The sequence below is a fragment of the Kitasatospora aureofaciens genome (assembly GCF_019192735.1).
In the GTDB taxonomy this organism is placed as follows: domain Bacteria; phylum Actinomycetota; class Actinomycetes; order Streptomycetales; family Streptomycetaceae; genus Kitasatospora; species Kitasatospora aureofaciens_A.
The window spans coordinates 31,022-52,177 of sequence record NZ_JAHTKP010000054.1; the positions used below are offsets into that span (position 1 = coordinate 31,022).

The window sequence follows — 21,156 nt, forward strand, 5'->3', positions numbered from 1 at the left end:
CACCCCTTCCTTCAGCGCAGGTATTCCCTCCCCCTCACCATCACCTCCTCCGCACCGCTCGCCAGTGCGCACCGCGCCGCTCCACAAAGCCGAGCGAGCCCAACTCGTAGAGCCGCTGCAGCACTTCGTCCGGCGGGAGCCCGGACTGCCGGGCCAGCCGCTCGACGGGCGCGCCCTCGGCGGTGGCCGGAACGGCCTCCAGGACCCGGGCCACCACCGGCTCCAACAGGTCCCGCGGCAGGACCGGTCCGGTCCGCTGCGGCGCCAGGTCGTCCCCGATCGATCCGATCAGCTCCGTGACCTCCGCCGCGTCCGTGACCAGCGTGGCGCCGCCACTGCGGATCAGGGCGTGCACCCCCGCCGAGAACTCCGAGGTGACCGGGCCGGCCACGCCCATCGTGTGCCGGTTGAGGTCGCGTGCCCGTCTGGCCGTGCTCAGCGCGCCGCTGCGCACAGCCGCCTCGACCACGACGGTGCCCCGGGTGAGCGCCGCAATGACCCGGTTGCGGAGCACGAAGCGGAAGCGGTTCGGGTGCTCCCCCGGCGGGAGTTCGCTGAGCAGCAGCCCCTGGACGCCGATCCTCCGGATCAGTTCGGCGTTGCCCTTCGGGTAGGCCACGTCGACCCCGCAGGCCAGCACCCCGATGGTCATCCCACCCACGGCCAACGCCCCGCGATGTGCCGCCGCGTCGATTCCGTAGGCAGCGCCGGAGACCACCACCCAACCGCGCTCGGCGAGTTGGGCCGACAGCTCCCCCGCAACGTGCGCGCCGTAGGCGGTGCAGGCCCGGGAGCCCACCACGGCCACCGAGCGGAGGGCGAGCAGGCGCAGCGAGCCCGTACCGGTGGTCCAGAGCCCGATCGGCCGCCCGTCGCCCAGATCGTCCAACTGGCTGGGCCATTCCGTGTCCCCCGGAATGATGAAGCGTCCACCGGCCAGTCGTACCCGTTCCAGGTCTTCGGCGGGGTCCAGGCCGGGGAGTCTGGCCTGGTAGCCGGCGAGTCGGGGCCCGTCGAGCCCGGGGTGGTCGGGCACAGCACCGTCCCGGATCGCCTGGACCACGTCGACGGCGGCGAGTTGGCGCAGCCAGCGGCCGACCACCGCGTCCCCCGGTTCGCTCAGCCGGCTGAGCAGGGCTCGGGCGAGACGCTCGGGCTCGGGCTCGGCAGGTGTTGCGAGCGGCTGCTGGGGGTCCGCCATCATCCGGTTCATGTGTCACCGTCCTCGTTCGCCGGGTACTGGTCTTGCGCTCCGGCCCGTCGGACGCGGCCCGGACGGTCCTGCCCGCCAGGTCCGTCGCTCCGATCGGGCGGGTCCTCGCCCGGCGCGCTCCGCTGGGCCGGGATGGCCCCGAGCCGACCGAAGACGCGTTCGGTCAGCGGGAGGCCGTGCTCGACGCCAGTGCGCAGGACCAGTGCGGTGCGCACGTCCCGCTGGTCCGGGCGGTCCCGGCCGGCGAGGTCGGCAACCGTCCAGGCAACCCGGAGCACCCGGTCCAGGCCACGGGCGGTCAGCAGCCCGCGCTCCAACTGGCGCGCGGCATCGTTCAATGCGCCGGGCGCGAGCTGCCAGCGTGTCCGCAGTTCGTGGCCCGGCACCTCCGCGTTGGTCCGCCACGGGGTGCTGGCCAGCCGGGCCGCCGCCCGTTCCCGCGCGGCCAGCACCCGGGCCGCGACCGTCTCGGTGTTCTCCGCCGTGCTGTCCCGCTCCATCAGCTCGACCCGCGTCACCGGTGCGACCTGGACCTGGAGGTCGACCCGGTCGAGCAGCGGCCCGGACAGCCGCCCCTGGTAGCGACTGACCATCACCGGGGTGCAATCGCACCCCTCGCCCCGCCGCGAATACCGGCCGCAGGGACAGGGGTTGGCGGCCAGGCAGAGCAGGAACCGGGCCGGCAGCCGAAGCGATCCAGCCGAGCGCGCGATCACCACCTCGCCCGACTCCAACGGCTGCCGCAGCGCGTCCAGCACCCGGACGGGGAACTCCGGCGCCTCGTCCAGGAACAGGACGCCCCGATGGGCCAGCGAAACCGCACCCGGACGGGGCAGGCCGCTGCCACCACCGACGATCGCCGGCATCGTGGTGGAGTGGTGCGGGGCGCAGTACGGCGCGCGGTCGATGAGCGGCCGGCCGGCCGGGAGCAGGCCCGCGACCGAGTGCACGGCGGTGACCTCCAGCGCCTCCTTCTGTGTGAGCGGTGGGAGCAGCGAGGGCAACCGCTCGGCCAGCATGGTCTTGCCCGCGCCCGGCGGTCCCTTCAGATACAGGTGATGTCCGCCGGCGGCGGCGATCTCCAGGGCGCGCCGGGCCTCGTGCTGGCCGGCCACGTCGGCCATGTCTTGGTGCGCCGCCTTGTCGTCGGGCAGGCCCCGGACGCCGGCACTGGGCAGCATCAGCCCGGCCATCAGGGGATCGGGGCGGCCCCCGATCGGGTCCGGCGGCTCCTCCGGCGCGGGAACACCGGCGAGGACGGCGAGCAGTTGGCGCAGGCTGCGGACGCCGATCACGTTCACCCCGGGGACGAGCGAGGCCTCGGCCGCGGTCTGCTCCGCGACCACGACCCGCTCGTACCCGGCGTCGGCGGCGGCCAGCACCGACGGCAGCACCCCGCGGACCGGCCGCACCCGGCCGTCCAGCCCCAGCTCTCCGATGATCAGCAGGTCGGCGATCGCCGACGGGTCCAGCCGCTCGGCGGCGGCCAGGACCGCGCAGGCCACCGCGAGGTCGAAGCCGCTGCCGCTCTTGGGCACGGAGGCCGGACTGAGCCCGACCGTCAGCTTGCGCTGCGGCCAGGCCTCGCCGCTGTTCACGACGGCCGCGCGCACCCGGTCGCGAGCCTCGGACAACGCCTTGTCGGGCAGGCCGACCAGGGTGAACGCGGCCACCCCGGGCTCCAGATCGGCCTGGACCTCGACGATCACCCCGTCGACGCCGACCAGCGCGACGGAACAGGTCCGGGCGAAGGCCATCTCAGACCACCCCCCGCAGGTGGTCCACCGAGGCCGCGCCCCGGCTCCGGTTGATGACCGCCACCAGGTCGATCCGGATGCCGCCGGGCGGGGCGGGCGGCCACTGCGGATCCGCCGGCCCGGGGTCGTACCCCGGCCCGGCCAGCTGCGCGAAGTGCCCGGGCCAGCGCTCGGCCAGCCAGCGTTCGGCCAGCCGCTGCAGCCGGGCAGCCTTGGCCTGGTCGATCGCCTCGGTGGGCTGCTGGAAGCCCCGTTCGGAGCGGGTCTTCACCTCGCAGACCGCCACGGTGTCGCCGTCGAGAGCGACGATGTCCAGCTCGCCCTCGACGCAGCGCCAGTTGCGGTCCAGGATGCGGAGCCCGTCCTCAGCGAGGCGGCGGGCGGCGACCCGCTCCCCGTAGCGGCCGAGGCTGTTCTTGCTCTGCTTGACCGGCCCGTCCTGGCGGGCCTTCTGCGTGATCGTGTTCGGTACGGTCGTGTTCTGCACGGTGACCACCTCCGCCGTGGAGGTTGTATCGCCGTGCGCGACGGGACCAGGTATTTCCCTTTTCCTGTGGACAACTCGGACCTGTGGATAACTACCGTCACCCGCAGGAGTGAGAATCCCCGATTACGCGAAATTCCTCTGGACAACGCGGGACCGGGCGGTCCAACGTCAGTTCCCGAAGCCGGAGTCGTCCGAGGGAAGCTCCAGATCGCTCTTCGCGAGTTCCTCGATGTTCACGTCCTTGAAGGTCAGCACCCGGACCTTGCGGACGAACCGAGCCGGCCGGTACATGTCCCAGACCCACGCATCCGCCATCGACACCTCGAAGAAGACCTCGCCCTGGACCGAGTGCACCTGCAACTCGTAGTCGTTGGTGAGGTAGAAACGTCGCTCGGTTTCGATCACGTACTTGAACAGGCCGACGACGTCCCGGTACTCCCGGTAGAGCTTGAGCTCCATCTCGGTCTCGTACTTTTCGAGATCTTCGGCACTCATCCAGGCGTCCCCTCAACTTGTCAGTCCACCCATTGTGGACCACTGCGCCCACGCTCAGAGCCGTACCGGAGCGACCGGCGGGCCCTCCGCCAGCAGCCGCTCCAGGAAGTCGGCCAATCCGACCGGGTAAACCGTCTCGGCGGTCTCCCTCAGCTCCTCGACCGTCCACCAGCGCGCCGCAAGCAGCTGGGCGTGTTCCTCCTCGCCCATGGCCGAGTGGTCCAGGCCCGTGTCCCTGGTCCGGGCCAGATGGAACCACTGGTCCTGCTCGTAGCGCTGTCCCTGAAAGGAGAACGACACCGTGCCGTACCCCACCAAGGGCCCCAGCTCCACGCCCCGCAAGCCGGTCTCCTCCGCGAGCTCCCGCGCGGCGGCCTCGCGCACGTCCTCCCCGGGCTCCAAGCCGCCCCCGGGGGTGAACCACCAGGTCACGCCCGGCACCGCCGGGTCGGAGCACAGGAAGAGAAGAATGCGGTCCAGCCCGTCCAGCAGCAGGATCCGCGCCGCCTTGCGACGCTGTGCCGTCATGGCCGCTCTTCACGCTCCTTCCGTTCGCATCGGTGGCTGTACCGATCCTGCCACCCGGCGCGTCCATCCGGGGCGATGTTCGACAGAGCGGCGGCCCGACCCGCGACGGCCGCGCTCAGGAAGCGCGCCCCCGGCGGAGCCTCCGGGCCAGGCCCGCCACTCCGCCCACCGCCGAGGTCACGACGATCAGCGCCGCGCCGGCCACGGTGGCGGCCGCGGCCGGCAGCAGCGGCCCCGGCTCGCCGGCCTTCGGTCCGGGGATCGCGTCGAACGCGCCGGTCCGAACGAGCTCGCCCATCCGGCCGAACGGCATCACGGTGGCCTCGACCCTGGCCTGCACCGCATCGGCCGGGACGGTCCCGCCGTCCACCTCCAGGTGGGTGCGGGAGTCGAGCGAGGCCAACCGGTTGTCACCGAGCAGGAACAGCCGGCCCGGCGGCACCGTGACGCTGAACGTGGCGCCCTGCGGGCCCTGCGCCGCGAGGTAGGGCTCGTCCACCGGCTTGCCGTTCACGGTGAGCCGACGGTCGTCCCCGGTGGTGGCGACGGTGTCCCCGCCCACCGCGACGACCCGCTTCACCATGAGTTCGTCGCCCCAGGCCTGGTCCTTGAAGACCACGATGTCGCCGCGGCCGACGGAGCCGCCGTCGGTCTTCCGGGCGATTACGGTGTCCCCGATCTGCAGCGTGGGGGACATCGAGGCGGTGGGAATGTTGTAGGGCCGGTAGCCGATCGCGATGACGGCGAAGCCTCCGATCAGCAGCACCAGGCCGAACGCGATGGCGACTCCCTGCAGCACGGCGGCGAGCCGGTGGCGCGGCCGGGCGGGCGCCGCCGGACGGCCGGCCGTCTGTTCCACGACACTGCTCATCGACACCGTCCACCTCTGACCGACCGGAGCATGCCCCGGGTGCGCCGGAGGCGCAGGCGGAAAACCCGACGGGCCGTGGCACGTCCGAGCAGATTACTCGTCGGTACCACGGCCCGCGCAAGAGCTGGGGACGACCCAGTGGAGCTCAGGACTCCTTGCGGCGATCCTTCCGGTCCCGCACCCGACGCACCACCGGGAGCAGCCCGACCGCGCCCACCGCGCCGGCCACGGGCGGCACCAGCGGCACGCCCTCCGCCAGGCCCTTCTGGTCGAAGGTGCTCGGCACCGGGAGCGTCGCCCAGCGGTCGATCGGCCAGGCCACCACGAAGGCGCGCCCGATCACGTGGTCCGCCGGGACGGTCCCGCCGCCGGGCTGGTCCATGTGGAAACGGGAGTCCAGCGAGTCGCCGCGGTGGTCGCCCATCACCCAAATCCGCCCCTGCGGCACCTTCACCGGGCCGAAGGACTGCTGGCAGGGGATGTTGCCCGGGTAGATGTACGGCTCGTTGAGCGCCACGCCGTTGACCCTGACCGGCCCGCCGCTCTCGCACTCGACGGTGTCGCCGCCGACCCCGATGACCCGCTTGATCAGGTCCTTCTCGTTCGTGGAGGGCATCAGGCCGACGAAGCTGAGGATGTCCTGGACGCCCCGGAGGAAGGAGTTGCTGCTCTGCTGGGCGGGCTCGTCGTTCAGCCAGCCGCCCGGGTCGTGGAACACCACGACCTCACCGCGCTCGGGCTCGGCCCCGAACCAGGGGGTCAGCTTGTCCACCAGGACGCGGTCGCCGACCTGAAGCGTGTTCTGCATCGACTCCGACGGAATGGAGAACGCCTGGACGAAGAAGGTCTTGATCACGAGCGCGAGGATCAGCGCGATGCCGATGAGAATCGGCAGTTCTTTCCAGAACGATCGCGGCTTCTTGTCACTACCGGGAGCCTCCGCCTCTGACTCGTCCGCCGGCCCGGTCTCGCCCCGGATCTCTTCCGGAGTGCCGCCCGTCCCATCGCCCGGCTCGTCGGCGGACTGGGCCGCCGCGTCCTCTACCGAGGTCGACGGCACTGCGGACTCGGCGGACCGGGCCGCCCGGCTGCCGGAGCCCTCGGGCTCTCCGGCGCCTGAGCGGGCGCCGATCACCAAATCCCCCACAACGTCTCCTCCCTGCTGTGCGGACGCCCGTGCGCCCGCGCTCACAGTGCCGCACAGCGGGCACCACGCTCACCACGACCATGAACGCCTCAGGGCTGCCCACCACGGGCGCTCCTGACACCAGCACAGCCTCGGTGCCCAGCCGGGACCGCTCCCGGCCGCACCTGCACTTCTCTATCACTCCAAGGCATCCGGCTCGCGATCCCACACGCGCAACCCGGTGGGTCGGCGGTCGGCAAGGCCTACTCGGGAGACCGCCCCGGCCTGCGAACGGCGAGCGGAAGGATGCCCAACACACCCATAACGAGCGGAGGTTCCATCGGAACCGGCCCAACCGCCACCGAATTCGGCGCAGTTCCGCGGGCCTGCGGACCACGTGCCAGAGAGGAGAGTGAACTCGGCACGTCAAGTTGATGGAAGCGGTCCAGCGGCCAGGCGATCACGAAGGCCCGACCGACCACGCCGCTCAGCGGGATCGTGCCCTGACCCGGATTCCCCATGTGGAAACGGGAGTCCGCGGACACGTCCCGGTGGTCGCCCATGACCCAGAGCCGCCCCTGCGGCACCTGCACCTTGAAGGGCTGCCGGGACGGCGGGTTCCCGGGCGAGAGGTACGACTCGTCCACCGGTGTGCCGTTGATGCTGAGCCGACCCTGCGCGTCGCAGCACTCCACGGTGTCCCCGCCGACGCCGATGACCCGTTTGATCAGATCCTGCTCGCTGTCGGACGGCAGCAGCCCGACGAAAGCGAGAACCTGCTTGGCCCCACCCAGAATCGGACCGTCCTGCGACGGCTTGCGATCGTTCTCCAGCCAGCCGCCCGGGTCCTTGAACACCACGACGTCGCCGCGCTCCGGCTCATTGCCGAACCAGGGGGTGAGCTTGTCCACCAGTACCCGGTCCCCGACCTGGATGGTCTGCTCCATCGAGCCCGAGGGGATCACGAACACCTGGATCATGAAGGTCTTCATCACCAGCGCCACCAGCAGCGCCACCAGGATGATCAGCGGGAACTCGCGCAGCAGCGAACGGCTGCGTCGGCGGGCCGCCCGTCGGGCGGTGCGGCGGCGGTCGGCCCGGCCGCGTAGCGGTACCGCCGTATCGGACTCCGCCGGCTCCGGGGCCGGGCGGTCGGCCAGCCGGCCTCTACCTCTGGTCCCCATGACCGCCCGTCCCCGCTGTCGCGGCGAAGGCCGAAGGCCTGTCCAGACTGCTCCAGTGCGGGATCGGGTAGACCACCCAGTCCGCCCGTCCGATCACCTTGCTCTCGGGCACGAACCCGCCGCCGGGCTCACCGAGGTGGTCGCGGGAGTCACGGGAGGCGCTTCGGTGGTCCCCCATCACCCACAGCTTGCCTGCCGGTACCACCACGTCAAAGGCCACGTTCGACGGCTCGTCCCCCGGGGCCAGGTAGGAGGACTCGTCGATCGGCACGCCGTTGACGGTGATCCGCCCGCCCGGGCCGGTGCTGGTCACCCGGTCCCCGTCGATGCCGATCACGCGCTTGACGTAGACCGTGTTCCCGGCCGGGGCCAGCCCGAGGTCCCGGCCGAGCGAGCGCAGCCCGTCCCAGAACCCGGCTGGCTCGTCCGGCTCGCGCAGGAAGGAGCCCGTCCCGTCGAAGACCACGACGTCGCCCCGCTGGGGGTGGCCGCCGAAGGCGTAGGCAAGTTGGTTCGCGATCAGCCGGTCGCCCGGGCGCAGGGTGTCCTCCATCGACCCGGACGGCACCGCGAACGGGCGCGCGACGAAGGCGTTCACCAGGAGCAGGGCGAGCAGGCAGATGCCCGCCAGCAGCAGGAGGTCTCGCGAGTGCGACCGGCCCGGCTGCTCGTCCTCCGGGACGGACGCAGGGTCGGACTCCCGGCCGGGCTCCGGCTCCGCCCCCGGCTCAGCAACCGGCGCGCTCTCCGAAGGAGCACCGGCCGAAGGAGCACCGGCCGCATCCTCGGAAACGACCGCGGACCGCGACAGCGCGTCCGCACCGGTGGGTGCGGGACTGCCGTCGCGGTCCGCGGGTGGTTCATGCGTGCTCATCGGGGGCTGAGCCTACCGTGCGGCAGCGGCGCCCCCGAGAGCGCTCCGATCCCCCGGCGAGGCCGGGGGCCGGTGGATCAGCGGTCGCGCTTCTCCTTGATCTTCGCGGCCTTGCCGCGGAGGTCACGCAGGTAGTACAGCTTGGCGCGGCGAACCGCACCGCGGGTCACGACCTCGATCTTCTCGACGACCGGGGTGTGCACCGGGAAGGTGCGCTCCACGCCGACGTTGAAGCTGACCTTGCGGACGGTGAAGGTCTCACCGATGCCCGCACCGTGGCGGCGGATGACAACGCCCTGGAAGACCTGGACACGGGAGCGGTTGCCCTCGATGACCCGGACGTGAACCTTCAGGGTGTCACCGGCGCGGAAGGCCGGAATGTCGCTACGCAGCGAGGCCGCGTCGACAGCAGCGAGCTTGTTGCTCATGTTGCTCTCCATCGCAGGCGCCACGGGCCGCCCACGGAAGTTCGTCACAATGGGGTTTGCTGCGGGCCGCATCGGCTGGCGGCGATCCCCCCGTGGCGGGGGCGCCGGTCCACGTGACTCCTGGGAAAGGAGCCCAGCGACAGACAACAGCGGCCTATTCTTCCACATCATCGGCCACGGACCGAAATCGGCCGAGCCGCTCGTCCCAGGCGAGGCCGAGGATCGAGAGCGCCTCCCGGTCCTTCTTGTCGAAGGCGCCGTACTGCCAACGCTCCACGAGGTCGGGCCGGTTCGCCAGCGTGCGGGCGAATGCCTGCTCCCGCCGCCAGCGGGCGATCCGGCCGTGGTTGCCGCTGAGCAGCACGTCCGGCACGGTCCGGCCGCGCCACTCGGCGGGCTTGGTGTAGACCGGGCCCTCCAGCAGGTCGGCCATCGCGCCGGGGGCGAAGGAGTCGTCCCGGTGGGATTCGGCGTTGCCGAGCACCCCGGGCAGCAGCCGGGCGATCGCCTCGACCATCACCAGCACCGCGACCTCGCCGCCGGCCAGTACGTAGTCGCCGATCGAGGCCTCGACCACTGGCATCCGGGTGCCCGCCTCCTCGATCACCCGCCGGTCGATGCCCTCGTACCGGGCGGGGGTGAACGCCAGCCAGGGGCGGCCGGCCAGTTCCTGGGCGAGTTCCTGGGTGAACGGGCGCCCGCTGGGGGTGGGCACGACCAGCGTGGGCACCTCGCCCTCCGGTCCGCCGGCGACCACCGCGTCCAGGGCCTCGCCCCACGGCTCGGGCTTCATCACCATGCCGGGGCCGCCGCCGTACGGGCTGTCGTCCACCGTGCGGTGCACGTCGTACGTCCAGTCGCGCAGGTCGTGGATGTGCACGTCCAGCTGGCCGCGGGCGCGGGCCTTGCCGACCAGCGAGATGTTCAGCGGCTCCAGGTACTCCGGGAAGATCGTGACGACGTCGAGCCGCATCCCGGTCTGCACGCCGTCGCCTGCACCCTCGACGGTCACTCCGACTCCTCCGCGCCTTCCGCAGACCCGGCGGATTCAGGCGCCTCGGCGGAGGCAGCACCCGCGACCTCGGCCTGCTCGGGGTCGATCAGCCCGGCGGGCGGGGTGATCACGGCGCGCTGGTTCTCCAGGTCGATGGTCGGCACGATCTGCGTGACGAAGGGCACCAGCACCTCCGTCCCGTCGGCCTTCTTCACGGTGAGCAGGTCCTGGTACGGCAGGTGGACGACCTCGGTCAGCTCACCGACCAGGGTGCCGTCGAGCAGCACCACGTCCAGGCCGATCAGCTGGTGGTCGTAGTACTCCTCCGGGTCCTCGGGACGCTCGTCCGGGTCGACCTCGGAGATCAGCAGGGTGTTCCGGAGCGCCTCCGCCGCGTTGCGGTCCTTGACGCCGGCGAAGCGCAGCAGCAGCCGCCCGCTGTGCACACGGCCGGACTCGACGGTCAGCGGCCCGGCCGACGCGGGGTCGGTGAGCAGGACGGCACCCGGGCCGAGCCGGAGTTCCGGCTCGTCGGTGCGGACCTCGACGCTGACGTCCCCCCTGATGCCGTGGGCGCGGCCGATCCTGCCGACGACGAGCTGCACGGTGATCGTTCTCCTGGAGTTCCTGAGCGGGACGGAAATGAGCGAGACGGAAATGCGAAAGAGGCCGGCCGGGACGCCATGCGTCCCGGCCGGCCTCAAGCCCTGACGGCTGAACGAGCAGCTGCGTCAGCGAATGTTGTCCACGTCGACCAGGTCGACCCGGACGTTGCGACCGCCGAGGGCGCCGACCACGGTGCGCAGCGCGCGCGCCGTACGGCCGCCCCGGCCGATCACCTTGCCGAGGTCATCGGGGTGCACCCGCACCTCGATGGTGTTCCCCCGACGCAGGTTGCGCGAGCGCACCTGCACCTCGTCGGGGTGCTCGACGATGCCCTTCACCAGGTGGTCGAGGGCGTCCTCGATCACGCTCAGGCCTCGGCGGCGGCGTCGGCCTCAGCCTCGGCCTTGTCCGACTTCTTGGCCTTCGGGGTGATGGCGACACCGGTGGTGGCGTCCTCGAAGCCGGCGACGGCCTTGGCGAACAGGTGCGAGAAGTCCTCGACCTTCGGCTCGGCGACCTTCAGCGGCGCCGGAGCCGGCAGGCCCTTGAACTTCTGCCAGTCACCGGTCAGCTTGAGGATGGCGAGCACCGGCTCGGTCGGCTGGGCGCCGACGGACAGCCAGTACTGGGCGCGGTCGCTGTCGACCTCGATCTTCGAGGGGTTGTAGGTCGGCTGGTAGATGCCGATCTCCTCGATCGCGCGGCCGTCACGCTTGGTGCGGGCGTCGGCGACGACGATGCGGTAGTGCGGGGAGCGAATCTTGCCGAGACGCTTGAGCTTGATCTTGACTGCCACGGGAGTGGATTCTCCTGGTGTTGACGTGGGTGAGCGGCCTCGTCACCGCGTGGGGTTGCGGAGGGGGGCCGTTCAAGGGACACGCCAGCCGTAGGAGAGAGGGGTCCTGCTCGGCTGCCGAGTACTCAGCTGTCCATTCTGCCATACCGGCGCGAACCGCCTTCACCCGGCCATCACGGACCCCGTGTTCAGGGCCGGACCGGGAGCCCCCGCTCCCGGTCAGCCCACACGCTCATCCAGCGTTCCCCGGCCGGATCCGCTGCCCGCACAGCCGTCCGCCGGGTTCCCGGTCGCCCGGGTTATGCGATCTTGAACGGCTGCTGGCACGCGCCACAGACGATGGACGCCTGGGCGAGCACCGACGGCACGACCCGGACGTTCCGCCCGCAGCCGCAGACCGCCTTGACCCGGACGCCGCCCCCGGAGGAGCCGTGCCGGGCGGCCGGGCCGCGGAACGCGCGCGTCGCGCCGTCACCGGCCACCGCCTCCTGGTGCGCGCCGAGGGCGCGGTCCAGGCGCTCGATGGTCTCGGCGTACCGCTCCTGCGTCTCCGTGAGCATGGTCACCTGGGAGAAGCCGCTGCTCGCGTGCGGTTCGACCGGGTGCGCCAGGCCGAGCTCGGAGGCGAGCATCAGGAAGCGCCGGTTGTGGTAACGGCCGGCCCGCGAGGTGTCCCGGATGTCCCGGGCCGCGGCCAGACCGTGGGCAGCCTCGTGGAGGAGCCGCTCGAAACCGAGCCGCGTGCCACAGGCCGAGGAGGATTCACCGATCAGGGCCTCGGGCGAGGCCAGGTCGGGGAGATCCTGGTGGTAGGCCTGGATGTCACTCCAGGCGGCGGCCAGTTCGGCCGCGAGGACGAGGGGCTGTGTCGTGCTCACGCTAGACCAACGATGGAGTGCGAGCCGATGTTCCGCGTGTTCCGGTTCCCCGGGAATTCCCAGGGAACTCTCAGGAATGCATGGTCGCGCGCGAATTGCGCGTTCCGGATCTGACGCAAGACCAACCCCCTGCCGGTTTCGGCCCGCGCTGCTCGGCGGGCCTGGTGAATTCCGTCCGGAGGCGGGCTGTCGCCCCCAGGACGTACGGCCCGTGGTCCTGTCCAGTTGACAGGGCCACGGGCCGTACACCGTACCGCTATTCCGTTAATACCGGCAGTTGACCGGTCAGTAGGGATGTTGCGAGCCCGGACGCCCCTGTGAGAGTTACCGGATTCTTACCACCCGCATTCCGGGCAAATGTTGCCGCTAACGGTCATTACCTACCGGTAGCCGAACCAGTAGTCGTACCGGCGGTCGGCATGAGTACGCGCGATCAGTGCGTGCGATCAGTGCGTGCGATCAGTACATGCGATCAGTACGCACGCGCGACGATCGCGATATTGCCGTCCTGGTCGTCCGCCTGCGGCACCGAACCGTCGGCGGCGACGATGCAGCGCACCGTGACACCCTGCTCGGCCAGCTTGGCCTCGCCCTCCGGACCGAGGTCGGCCCAGGAGATCCGGCCCCAGCCGGTGGCGGAGGCCTCGACGGCCTCGTCGAGGGTCTTGACGTCGACCGTCCGGGCCTCGCGGCGCTCGCGGGACTGGCGCAGCAGCAGTGCCTGGTCCTCCTCCAGGATGCCCGGCAGCAGCTCGGCCAGGGCGTCGATGGAGACCGGCTCCTTGCCGCCCGGAATACGGCGGGCCAGCATCGCGGTGTTGTTCTCCAGGTCGCGCGGGCCGACCTCGATGCGCAGCGGGACGCCCTTGAGCTCCCAGTCGACCGCGCGGCGGCCGAACGGGGTGTCGGTGCGGTCGTCGACGACCACCCGGATGCCGACGGCCTCCAGCCGGGCGCCGATCTCGCGGACCTTGGCGATCACCGCGTCGTCGCCCTTGATGGCGAGGACGACGGCCTGGACGGCGGCCAGGCGCGGGGGCACCCGCAGGCCGTTGTCGTCGCCGTGGGACATGATCAGGCCGCCGACCATACGGGTCGAGACGCCCCAGGAGGTCTGCCAGACATACTCGCGCTCGGCACCCTGGAGCTGGTACGTGGTGTTGAACGCCTTGGCGAAGTTCTGGCCCAGCTCGTGGCTGGTGCCCATCTGCAGCGCCTTGCCGTCGCCCATCATGCCCTCCAGGGTGAGGGTGTTGATGGCGCCGGCGAAACGCTCCTTGGCGGTCTTGCGACCGAGCACGACGTCGATGCCGAGCACGTTGGTCATGAAGTCGCCGTAGACCTGGGTGTGGATCATCGACGCGTAGTCGCGGGCGTCCTCGTAGGTGGCGTGGGCGGTGTGGCCCTCCTGCCAGAGGAACTCGGTGGTGCGCAGGAAGACGCGCGGGCGCAGCTCCCAACGGACCACGTTGGCCCACTGGTTGATCAGCAGGGGCAGGTCGCGGTGGCTCTGCACCCACTTCGAGAAGTACTCGTTGATGATCGTCTCGGAGGTGGGCCGGACGACGACCGGCTCCTCCAGCTGCTTGCCGCCGCCGTGGGTGACCACCGCGAGCTCGGGGGCGAAGCCCTCGACGTGCTCGGCCTCCTTGGTCAGGTAGGACTGCGGGATGAACATCGGGAAGTAGGCGTTCTGCGCGCCGGCCTTCTTGATCCGCGCGTCCATCTCCTGCTGCATCCGCTCCCACAGGCCGTAGCCGTACGGTCGGATGACCATGGTGCCGCGCACCGGACCGTTGTCGGCCAGCTCGGCCTTGTTGATGAGGTCCTGGTACCAGCGCGGGAAGTCTTCCGCCTGAGGGGTGAGAACGGGTGCCTTAGCCATGGCCCGAATGGTACGGGGAGCGGCCCCCTGACTTCGAATCGGTATCACACCCGCAGCCGGTATGACGGCCCCGGGAGAACGCCGCCGGGGGGACGACCCCCGCCGACAGCAGGGGGCGCACTACCGCGACACGCGCGCACCACCCTGCACCCCTCTGGACGCCGCGCCCGAGCCGCTGTTCGCTGGAGTGGGGCGGGACTTTGGGGGAGCCATAGCAGCACACCGAAGGACCGGATGGGAGGCCGCGATGGCTTCAGCTCGGACGACCGGCACGACCGTACGACCAACAGGCGCACGACCGCACCACCCGCAGCCCGGGGGCGCACCGCCCGCGCGGGCGCGCGACTGGGCGGAGATCCAGGAACGCATGCTGGTTCCGCTCTACGAGGCGGTCTACGACCGGCTGGAGGTCGGCCCGGCGAGCAGCGTGCTGGGCCTGGGCTGCCGGTCCGGACTGGCCCTGCTGCTGGCGGCCGGACGGGGCGCCCAGGTCGCCGGCCAGGAGCCGCGGGACGAGCTGCGCGAGCTGGCCCGCGGCCGCCGGCTGCGGGTGTGCGCGGGGGCCCGCCCGGCCACCGCACTCCCCCGCTCGGCCCATTCGCTGGTGACCGTTTTCGAGCAGCTCCCCGGGTGCGCCGAGCCGCGCCCGGTGGTCGCCGAGGCCGCCCGGCTCACCCTCCCCGGCGGGCACGTGGTGCTGGCCGCCTGGGGCCCGCAGGAGCGCTGCGAGAGCGCCGCGGTGCTGGACGTGGCCCGCCGGAGGGCCGGCCGCACCACCGCGCGCGACCCGTTCGAACTGAGCGCTCCGGGGGCACTGGAGGACCTGATCGCCGCGGCCGGCCTGCGCCCGGCCGGGAGCGGTCGGGTGAGCTGCCCGTTCGCCTACCCGGACCTGGACAGCGCGGTGCGCGGCCTGCTCTCCACCGGCCTGTTCGAGGCGGCCGAGGACTTCTCCGGTGGTCCACTGGTGGCCAAGGAACTGGAGGAGGCGCTGCAGCCGTACCTGCGCGCGGACGGGTCGGTCCGGATGGAGAACGTCTTCCGGTACCTGATCGCCGAACGGCCCCGCTGACCGGACGAAATCGGGGGCGCCCGCCACCACGGCGAGCGCCCCCAGCCCCACAGCTCACGCCTCCCCGGAAGCGTCCCCGGAAGCCTGCTCCGACGCGTCCTCGGAAGCCTTCCGCGGCACCCCGGCCGCCCGGTAGGCCGCCTCCTCGTCCAGCGTCTCCGCCTCCAGCAGCGCCGCCGCCAGCGCGTCCAGCCGGGCCCGCTGCTCGGTCAGCAGCCGCACCGCGTCGTCGTAGCACTCGGCGACGATCCGCCGCGCCTCCTCGTCCACCGCGTCGAGGGTGGTCGGCGCCGCGGAGAGCCCGTACGCCCCCTGCGCGTCGGCGGGCACGGCGGTGAGCCGGCCGACCCGCTCGCTCATGCCCCAGCGGCCGGCCATCCCCCGGGCGATGTTGGTGACCTGCTCCAGGTCGCTCTCCGCGCCCGTGGTGATGACCCCGTAGACGACCTGCTCGGCCGCCATCCCGCCGAGCGCGCCGATGATCCGGCCGCGCAGGTACGGCTCGGTGTACGAGTAGCGGTCGTCCTCGGGCGTGGAGAGGGTGACGCCGAGCGCCCGCCCGCGCGGCACGATGGTGATCTTGCGGACGGGGTCGGCACCGGGCTGGAGCATGCCCAGCAGCGCGTGCCCGCTCTCGTGGTAGGCCGTCCGCTCGCGCTCCTCCTGCGGCATCACCAGCGGCCGGACGGCGCCGAGCTGGACCTTCTCCAGGGCGTCCGAGAGGTCCCGCTCGTTGACCGCGTCCTGCTTCCGCTTGACGGCCAGCAGGGCGGCCTCGTTGACCAGGTTGGCGAGCTCGGCGCCGGTCATTCCGGGGGTGACCTTGGCCAGCCGGCCGAGGTCGGTGTCGCCGGCCAGCGGCACGGTCCGGGTGTGGATGGCGAGGATCGCGGCGCGTCCCTCCCGGTCCGGCGGGCTGACGGTGATCCGCCGGTCGAACCGGCCGGGGCGCAGCAGCGCCGGGTCGAGCACGTCCGCCCGGTTGGTCGCGGCGATCACGATGACGCCCTCGGAGCCGGTGAAGCCGTCCATCTCGGTGAGGATCTGGTTGAGCGTCTGCTCGCGCTCGTCGTGCCCGCCCATGCCGCCGCCCGCGCCGCGCTGACGGCCGATGGTGTCGATCTCGTCGATGAAGATGATCGCCGGGGCGACCTTGCGCGCCTCGGCGAACAGTTCGCGGACCCGGCTGGCGCCGACGCCGACGATCATCTCGATGAACTCGGAGGCGGAGGCGGAGAAGAACGGCACGTTCGCCTCGCCGGCGACGGCCCGGGCGAGCAGCGTCTTGCCGGTGCCGGGCGGACCGCTCAGCAGCACGCCGCGCGGCATCTTGGCACCCAGCTTCCGGTACTGCTGCGGGTTCTTCAGGAAGTCGACGACCTCGGTGAGCTCGGCCTCGACCTCGTCGATGCCGGCCACGTCGGCGAAGGTGGTGCGCTTGCCGGCCTCGGCGACGACCGGCTTGGGCGGGGCCTTGCGGCCGAGCGCCCCGGCGCCCAGGCCGCCGGACATCCGGCGCGCGAGCAGCACCCAGATGAGGATCAGCAGCACCATCGGGGCCAGCGAGAGCAACAGGTTGGCGAGGAAGCTGCGCTGCTGGACCACCGGCGAGGTGGCGGTGACCTCGATGCCCTGCTGCTGGAGGGTGGCCCAGAGGTTGTCGTTGGCGAAGGACGGCCGCTGGGTGGCGAAGTCGGTGTACTCGCCCTTGGCGCCGTCCGGCTTGGGCTGGGCGCTCTTGAGGGTGCCCTCGATCGCGTCGCCCTTGGAGTAGATCTTGGTGATGTTGCCCTTGTTCAGCTGGTTGTTGAACTCGGTGTAGGAGATCGTGGTGGCGCCGGGGTTGCCGAAGAAGGACAGCAGCAGGTCGGAGATCAGGAACACCACGAGCGCGGTGAGGATGAGGCCCATCCAGCCGCCGGGCATCCGGCGGCGGGGCGGCGGCGGGGGCGGAGCACCCTCGGACCGCCAGGGCTGGTCGGGGGTCTGGCGCGGCGGCACGGGTTCGGTCACCCATCGGACGATACGGACGCGTGCTCGGGTGAGCCATCCGCAACGCCGCGCCGCGGAACCCCCTGACCGGCCGCAACGCGGCCCCGCGCAAGCCCCTGACCGGCCGCAACGCCCCGCCGCACAGGCCCCCGACCGGCCGCTACGCCCCCGAGCCCGGCCACTCCTCGGCAGTCAGCGCGAACCGCTCGTGGTCCCGCCAGGCGCCCTGCAGGAACAGCATCCGCGGGGTGAAGCCCTCGTGCCGGAAGCCCAGCCGCTTCGCCAGCGCGATCGACCGCTCGTTGTCCGGCTGCACGTTGATCTCCAGCCGGTGCAGGCCCAGCCCGCCGGCCGTCTGCGGGGCGAAGCAGCGGTCCAGCACCAGCCGCAGACCCTCGGTCATCCGCCCGGTCCCGGCGAACGGCAGGTAGGAGTCGTAGCCGAGCGCGCCGTTGCAGAACCGGCCCATCACGATGTTGGCGACGTTCACCTTGCCGACCAGCCCGCCGGTCTCCCGATCGACGATCAGGAAGGTGCGCAGGCCCGAACCCTGACGCTCCAGCAGTTCCGGCAGCCCGTCCGGCTCGACCGGATTCCACCGCCCGATGTGATCGGCGGACCGTCGGACCGCCTCGGCGTACGCACTCTCGTCCTCGGCCCGCGGGGCCCTGATCGTCACTCGCACCCCACCATCATCGGACATGCGATCGGCCCGCCGCCCGGAGGATCCGGACGACGGGCCGATCAACGCGACGGCGGGGACCTACAGCAGGTCCTTGAACTCCTTGGGCAGCTCGAAGTCGGCCGGGCCCTTGCCCGCGCCGAGGCCGAACGCGCCACCGTCGGCCGGTGCCTGGGCGCCGGCCGGGCCGAGCGCGCGCCGCTCGGCGGCGGCCGCCTCCTCCTGCGCGCGCTTCAGCGGGTTGCCGCTCTTGCGCTTGCCCTTCGCCTGCGGGGCCTTCTTGGCGGACTTCTTCGCGCCGCCGCCCATGCCCGGGATGCCGGGCATGCCGGGCATCCCCTTGCCGGAGGCCATCGCGGACATCATCTTGCGGGCGTCGAAGAACCGCTCGATCAGGTTCTTCACCTCGCCGACCTGGACGCCCGAACCCTTGGCGATACGGGCCCGGCGGGAGCCGTTGATCATCTCCGGCTCGGCCCGCTCGGCCGGGGTCATCGACTTGATGATCGCGCCGACCCGGTTGACGTCCTTGTCGTCGATGTTGTTGATCTGCTCGCGGATCTGGCCCATCCCCGGCAGCATGCCGAGCAGCTTGGAGATCGAGCCCATCTTCTGGACCTGCTCCAGCTGGGACAGGAAGTCGTCCAGCGTGAAGGCCTTCGGGCCGCCGCGCAGCTTCGCGGCGATCTTCTCGGCCTCCTCCTGCGAGAAGGTCTGCTCGGCCTTCTCGATCAGCGAGAGGACGTCACCCATGCCGAGGATGCGCGAGGCCATCCGGTCCGGGTGGAAGGCGTCGAAGTCGTCGACCTTCTCGCCGTTCGAGGCGAACATGATCTGCCGGCCGGTGACGTGCGCGACCGACAGGGCGGCACCGCCGCGGGCGTCGCCGTCGAGCTTGGAGAGCACGACACCGGTGAAGTCGACGCCGTCGAGGAAGGCCTGGGCGGTGGTGACCGCGTCCTGGCCGATCATCGCGTCGACGACGAACAGGACCTCGTCCGGGTTGACCGCGGCGCGGATGTCCGCGGCCTGCTGCATCAGCTCGGCGTCGATGCCGAGGCGGCCGGCGGTGTCGACGACGACGACGTCGTACTGCTTCTGCTTGGCGTACTCGATCGAGTCCTTGGCGACCTGCACCGGGTCGCCGACGCCGTTGCCCGGCTGCGGGCCGTAGAAGGCCACGCCGGCCCGGTCGGCGACGACCTGGAGCTGGTTGACCGCGTTGGGGCGCTGGAGGTCGCAGGCGACCAGCAGCGGGGTGTGCTTCTGCTTCTTCAGCCAGTGGCCGAGCTTGCCCGCGAGGGTGGTCTTACCGGCACCCTGCAGACCGGCGAGCATGATCACCGTCGGGCCGCTCTTGGCGAACCGCACCCGGCGGGTCTCGCCGCCGAGGATCGCGATGAGCTCCTCGTTGACGATCTTGATGATCTGCTGCGCCGGATTCAGCGCGCCCGAGACCTCGGCACCGAGCGCCCGCTCCTTGACCTGCTTGATGAAGGCCCGGACGACCGGCAGCGCGACGTCCGCCTCCAGCAGCGCGATGCGGATCTCGCGGGCGGTGGCGTCGATGTCCGCCTCGCTGAGGCGGCCCTTGCCCCGGAGGTTCTTGAACGTCGCTGCGAGGCGATCGGAAAGGGTGTCGAACACGTCGTCGCGGGTCCTCTGCGGCATCGGTATCAGTACGGTCGTCGCCCCCAAGGGTATCCGGCCGCCCGGGTATGGTCTCCACCCCTACCGGCAGCGGCTCTCAGCCCAGTGCCGCACGCACCGCCGCCGCCACCTCCCCGGCCCGCTGGGCGGCGAGCGGGCGGCCCGCCTCGTCGGTCAGGTAGAAGGAGTCGACGGCGTCCGCGCCGAGCGTGGAGACGTGCGCGGTGCGGACCCGTACGCCCGCCGCGTCCAGCGCCCGGCCGATCCGGTGCAGCAGCCCGGGGGCGTCGTGCGCGCGGACCTCCAGGACGGTCGCGGTCGCCGAGGCCACCGCGGGCGCGACCGCGACCAGCGGCGGCGGGGTGGGAATGCCCCGGCGGCGCGGGGCGGCGGCGTCCCGCTCGGCGAGCCGGCGGGCGACGTCCAGCGAGCCGTCCAGCGCCCGGCGCAGATCGGCCCGCAGCCGGGCGGCCTCCGGCAGCTCGCCGAACTCGGCGGCCACCCGCCACCTCAGCAGCAGCACCGGCCCCGCGCCGATCGGATCGAGTTCGCGCAGGCTCGCCGAGCGGACGGCCAGCCGGTGCAGCGCGAGCACCCCGGCGACCGTGCCGAGCAGCCCCGGCTGGTCCGGCACGGCCAGGGTCAGCTCGACGCCCATCGGCTCGACTCCGATCGACTCGGCGCCCGGCTCGGCGCGCCGCTCGATGCCGGGCTCCGCCGCGCCGGCCTGGGCCTGCAGGGCGAGCGCCGGACCGCCGGTGCGGGCGGCCTCGACCGCGAGCCGCTCCTGCTCGGCGCTCGGCGCCGCCTCGGCCGGGGCCGCCGGCCCGCCGGCCAGCTGGGCGGCGGCCCGGGCCACCAGCCCGTCCACCAGCGAGGCCCGCCAGCTGCTCCACGCGGCCGGGCCGGTGGCCAGCGCGTCCGCCTCGGTGAGCGCGTGCAGCAGCTCCAGCCGCGGCAAGGTGGTGACCACCTTGGTGATCGCCTCGACGGTGGCCGGGTCGTCCGGATCCCGCCGGGTGGCGGTGTCGATCAGGGTCAGGTGGTGGCGGACCAGCACCGCGAGGGTCTCGGTGTCCTCGGGGTCGAAGCCCATCCGGACGGCGACGTCCCGGACGATCACCTCGCCGGCCTCGCTGTGGTCACCGGGCCAGCCCTTGCCGATGTCGTGCAGCAGCGCGGCGACCAGCAGCAGGTCGGGCCGGGCCACCCGGCGGGTCATCGCGGCGGCCCGCACCGCCGTCTCCACCAGGTGCCGGTCCACCGTCCAGCGGTGCACGGCGTTGCGCTGCGGGCGGCAGCGGACCCGCTCCCAGTCCGGCAGCAGCCGGGTGACCAGGCCCTCCGCCTCCAGCGCCTCCCACACCGGGATGCCCGCCTCGCCCGCGCCGAGCAGGGTGACGAGCTGCTCGCGCGCCTCGTCCGGCCAGGGCACCGGCAGCGGACGGCACTCGGCGGCCAGCCGCCGCACCGTCGCGTACGAGACGGTGAGCCCGTTCTGCGCGGCGGCGGCCGCGGCGCGCAGCGGCAGCACCGGGTCGGCGGCCGGGCGGGCGCCCTGGGCGAGCACCGCCTCGCCGTCCTGCTCGACGACGCCCTCGGCGAGCGGGCGGCGCTCGACCGCGCCGCGGGCGACCG

At 72.2% G+C, this 21,156-nt stretch carries 21 protein-coding genes; 1 reads left to right on the forward strand and 20 read right to left on the reverse strand.

Going from position 1 to position 21,156, the window contains the following annotated elements; genetic code table 11:
• Window positions 1-40: 40 nt before the first annotated feature.
• The 16 genes from dprA to proS all read right to left on the reverse strand — a co-directional run bounded on the left by dprA (window position 41) and on the right by proS (window position 14,122).
• Window positions 41-1,213, reverse strand: a complete 1,173-nt coding sequence (gene dprA, locus KV557_RS32885; protein WP_256178308.1) for a DNA-processing protein DprA — start codon at window positions 1,211-1,213, stop codon at window positions 41-43.
• A complete protein-coding gene (locus KV557_RS32890) occupies window positions 1,210-2,970 on the reverse strand; it encodes a YifB family Mg chelatase-like AAA ATPase (RefSeq protein WP_218205217.1) in 1,761 nt (586 codons plus the stop codon). Before KV557_RS32890 ends, dprA begins: the two co-directional genes overlap by 4 nt.
• Window position 2,971: 1 nt before the next feature.
• Window positions 2,972-3,430 (reverse strand): YraN family protein, encoded by a 459-nt coding sequence (locus KV557_RS32895; RefSeq protein WP_218205235.1) that lies wholly within the window; start codon window positions 3,428-3,430, stop codon window positions 2,972-2,974.
• A gap of 195 nt (window positions 3,431-3,625) precedes the next feature.
• Complete coding sequence (locus tag KV557_RS32900; protein ID WP_148642766.1) at window positions 3,626-3,952, reverse strand: DUF2469 domain-containing protein; 327 nt, start codon at window positions 3,950-3,952, stop codon at window positions 3,626-3,628.
• Between the two features lie 54 nt (window positions 3,953-4,006).
• Window positions 4,007-4,480 carry an NUDIX hydrolase gene (locus KV557_RS32905; RefSeq protein ID WP_218205218.1) on the reverse strand — a complete coding sequence of 158 codons (474 nt, stop codon included), beginning with the start codon at window positions 4,478-4,480 and terminating at the stop codon, window positions 4,007-4,009.
• A 115-nt stretch (window positions 4,481-4,595) separates the two neighbouring features.
• The gene (gene lepB, locus KV557_RS32910; protein WP_218205219.1) at window positions 4,596-5,351 is read right to left on the reverse strand and encodes a signal peptidase I; all 756 of its coding nucleotides are present in this window, start codon (window positions 5,349-5,351) and stop codon (window positions 4,596-4,598) included.
• A 145-nt stretch (window positions 5,352-5,496) separates the two neighbouring features.
• Entirely contained in the window at window positions 5,497-6,498 is a 1,002-nt protein-coding gene (gene lepB / locus KV557_RS32915; RefSeq protein WP_218205220.1) for a signal peptidase I, read from the reverse strand.
• A gap of 242 nt (window positions 6,499-6,740) precedes the next feature.
• Window positions 6,741-7,493, reverse strand: coding sequence for a signal peptidase I (gene lepB / locus KV557_RS32920; RefSeq protein WP_374106705.1), 753 nt, complete (start codon window positions 7,491-7,493; stop codon window positions 6,741-6,743).
• A 151-nt stretch (window positions 7,494-7,644) separates the two neighbouring features.
• Entirely contained in the window at window positions 7,645-8,535 is an 891-nt protein-coding gene (gene lepB / locus KV557_RS32925) for a signal peptidase I (protein ID WP_218205222.1), read from the reverse strand.
• A gap of 77 nt (window positions 8,536-8,612) precedes the next feature.
• Window positions 8,613-8,963: a 50S ribosomal protein L19 gene (gene rplS, locus KV557_RS32930; protein ID WP_030306736.1), complete on the reverse strand. Its 351-nt coding sequence runs from the start codon at window positions 8,961-8,963 to the stop codon at window positions 8,613-8,615.
• 154 nt (window positions 8,964-9,117) lie between these two features.
• Window positions 9,118-9,936 (reverse strand): tRNA (guanosine(37)-N1)-methyltransferase TrmD, encoded by an 819-nt coding sequence (gene trmD / locus KV557_RS32935; RefSeq protein WP_218205236.1) that lies wholly within the window; start codon window positions 9,934-9,936, stop codon window positions 9,118-9,120.
• Between the two features lie 35 nt (window positions 9,937-9,971).
• Complete coding sequence (gene rimM, locus KV557_RS32940) at window positions 9,972-10,562, reverse strand: ribosome maturation factor RimM (protein WP_218205223.1); 591 nt, start codon at window positions 10,560-10,562, stop codon at window positions 9,972-9,974.
• 126 nt (window positions 10,563-10,688) lie between these two features.
• On the reverse strand, window positions 10,689-10,928 hold the full coding sequence (locus KV557_RS32945; RefSeq protein ID WP_030056773.1) for an RNA-binding protein: 240 nt from the start codon (window positions 10,926-10,928) through the stop codon (window positions 10,689-10,691).
• A 2-nt stretch (window positions 10,929-10,930) separates the two neighbouring features.
• Window positions 10,931-11,359 (reverse strand): 30S ribosomal protein S16, encoded by a 429-nt coding sequence (rpsP, locus tag KV557_RS32950; RefSeq protein ID WP_045700219.1) that lies wholly within the window; start codon window positions 11,357-11,359, stop codon window positions 10,931-10,933.
• Between the two features lie 299 nt (window positions 11,360-11,658).
• On the reverse strand, window positions 11,659-12,237 hold the full coding sequence (locus KV557_RS32955; RefSeq protein ID WP_218205224.1) for a hypothetical protein: 579 nt from the start codon (window positions 12,235-12,237) through the stop codon (window positions 11,659-11,661).
• Window positions 12,238-12,709: 472 nt separating this feature from the next.
• On the reverse strand, window positions 12,710-14,122 hold the full coding sequence (gene proS, locus KV557_RS32960; RefSeq protein ID WP_218205225.1) for a proline--tRNA ligase: 1,413 nt from the start codon (window positions 14,120-14,122) through the stop codon (window positions 12,710-12,712).
• Window positions 14,123-14,369: 247 nt separating this feature from the next.
• On the opposite strand from proS, the gene KV557_RS32965 reads away from it, so the two are divergent.
• Window positions 14,370-15,194, forward strand: a complete 825-nt coding sequence (locus KV557_RS32965) for a class I SAM-dependent methyltransferase (RefSeq protein WP_218205226.1) — start codon at window positions 14,370-14,372, stop codon at window positions 15,192-15,194.
• A 54-nt stretch (window positions 15,195-15,248) separates the two neighbouring features.
• Here the strand turns inward: KV557_RS32965 and ftsH are convergent, their stop codons facing one another.
• The 4 genes from ftsH to KV557_RS32985 all read right to left on the reverse strand — a co-directional run.
• On the reverse strand, window positions 15,249-17,207 hold the full coding sequence (gene ftsH, locus KV557_RS32970) for an ATP-dependent zinc metalloprotease FtsH (protein ID WP_218205227.1): 1,959 nt from the start codon (window positions 17,205-17,207) through the stop codon (window positions 15,249-15,251).
• A gap of 139 nt (window positions 17,208-17,346) precedes the next feature.
• A complete protein-coding gene (locus KV557_RS32975; protein ID WP_218205228.1) occupies window positions 17,347-17,889 on the reverse strand; it encodes a GNAT family N-acetyltransferase in 543 nt (180 codons plus the stop codon).
• A 60-nt stretch (window positions 17,890-17,949) separates the two neighbouring features.
• Window positions 17,950-19,515 (reverse strand): signal recognition particle protein, encoded by a 1,566-nt coding sequence (gene ffh, locus KV557_RS32980; RefSeq protein ID WP_218205237.1) that lies wholly within the window; start codon window positions 19,513-19,515, stop codon window positions 17,950-17,952.
• A 100-nt stretch (window positions 19,516-19,615) separates the two neighbouring features.
• Window positions 19,616-21,156, reverse strand: a 1,541-nt coding sequence (locus KV557_RS32985) for an ACT domain-containing protein (protein WP_218205229.1), incomplete at its 5' end; no start/stop codon positions are given.

What these genes read in the sequence shown, in the direction of transcription:
- KV557_RS32965 (WP_218205226.1), top strand. Translation starts at nt 14,370, where the DNA reads ATGGCTTCAGCTCGGACGACCGGCACGACCGTACGACCAACAGGCGCA.
- trmD (WP_218205236.1), bottom strand. Translation starts at nt 9,936, where the DNA reads ATGCGGCTCGACGTCGTCACGATCTTCCCGGAGTACCTGGAGCCGCTG.
- KV557_RS32975 (WP_218205228.1), bottom strand. Translation starts at nt 17,889, where the DNA reads ATGTCCGATGATGGTGGGGTGCGAGTGACGATCAGGGCCCCGCGGGCC.
- lepB (WP_218205219.1), bottom strand. Translation starts at nt 5,351, where the DNA reads ATGAGCAGTGTCGTGGAACAGACGGCCGGCCGTCCGGCGGCGCCCGCC.
- KV557_RS32890 (WP_218205217.1), bottom strand. Translation starts at nt 2,970, where the DNA reads ATGGCCTTCGCCCGGACCTGTTCCGTCGCGCTGGTCGGCGTCGACGGG.
- lepB (WP_218205222.1), bottom strand. Translation starts at nt 8,535, where the DNA reads ATGAGCACGCATGAACCACCCGCGGACCGCGACGGCAGTCCCGCACCC.
- rplS (WP_030306736.1), bottom strand. Translation starts at nt 8,963, where the DNA reads ATGAGCAACAAGCTCGCTGCTGTCGACGCGGCCTCGCTGCGTAGCGAC.
- proS (WP_218205225.1), bottom strand. Translation starts at nt 14,122, where the DNA reads ATGGCTAAGGCACCCGTTCTCACCCCTCAGGCGGAAGACTTCCCGCGC.
- KV557_RS32905 (WP_218205218.1), bottom strand. Translation starts at nt 4,480, where the DNA reads ATGACGGCACAGCGTCGCAAGGCGGCGCGGATCCTGCTGCTGGACGGG.
- dprA (WP_256178308.1), bottom strand. Translation starts at nt 1,213, where the DNA reads ATGAACCGGATGATGGCGGACCCCCAGCAGCCGCTCGCAACACCTGCC.
- KV557_RS32900 (WP_148642766.1), bottom strand. Translation starts at nt 3,952, where the DNA reads ATGAGTGCCGAAGATCTCGAAAAGTACGAGACCGAGATGGAGCTCAAG.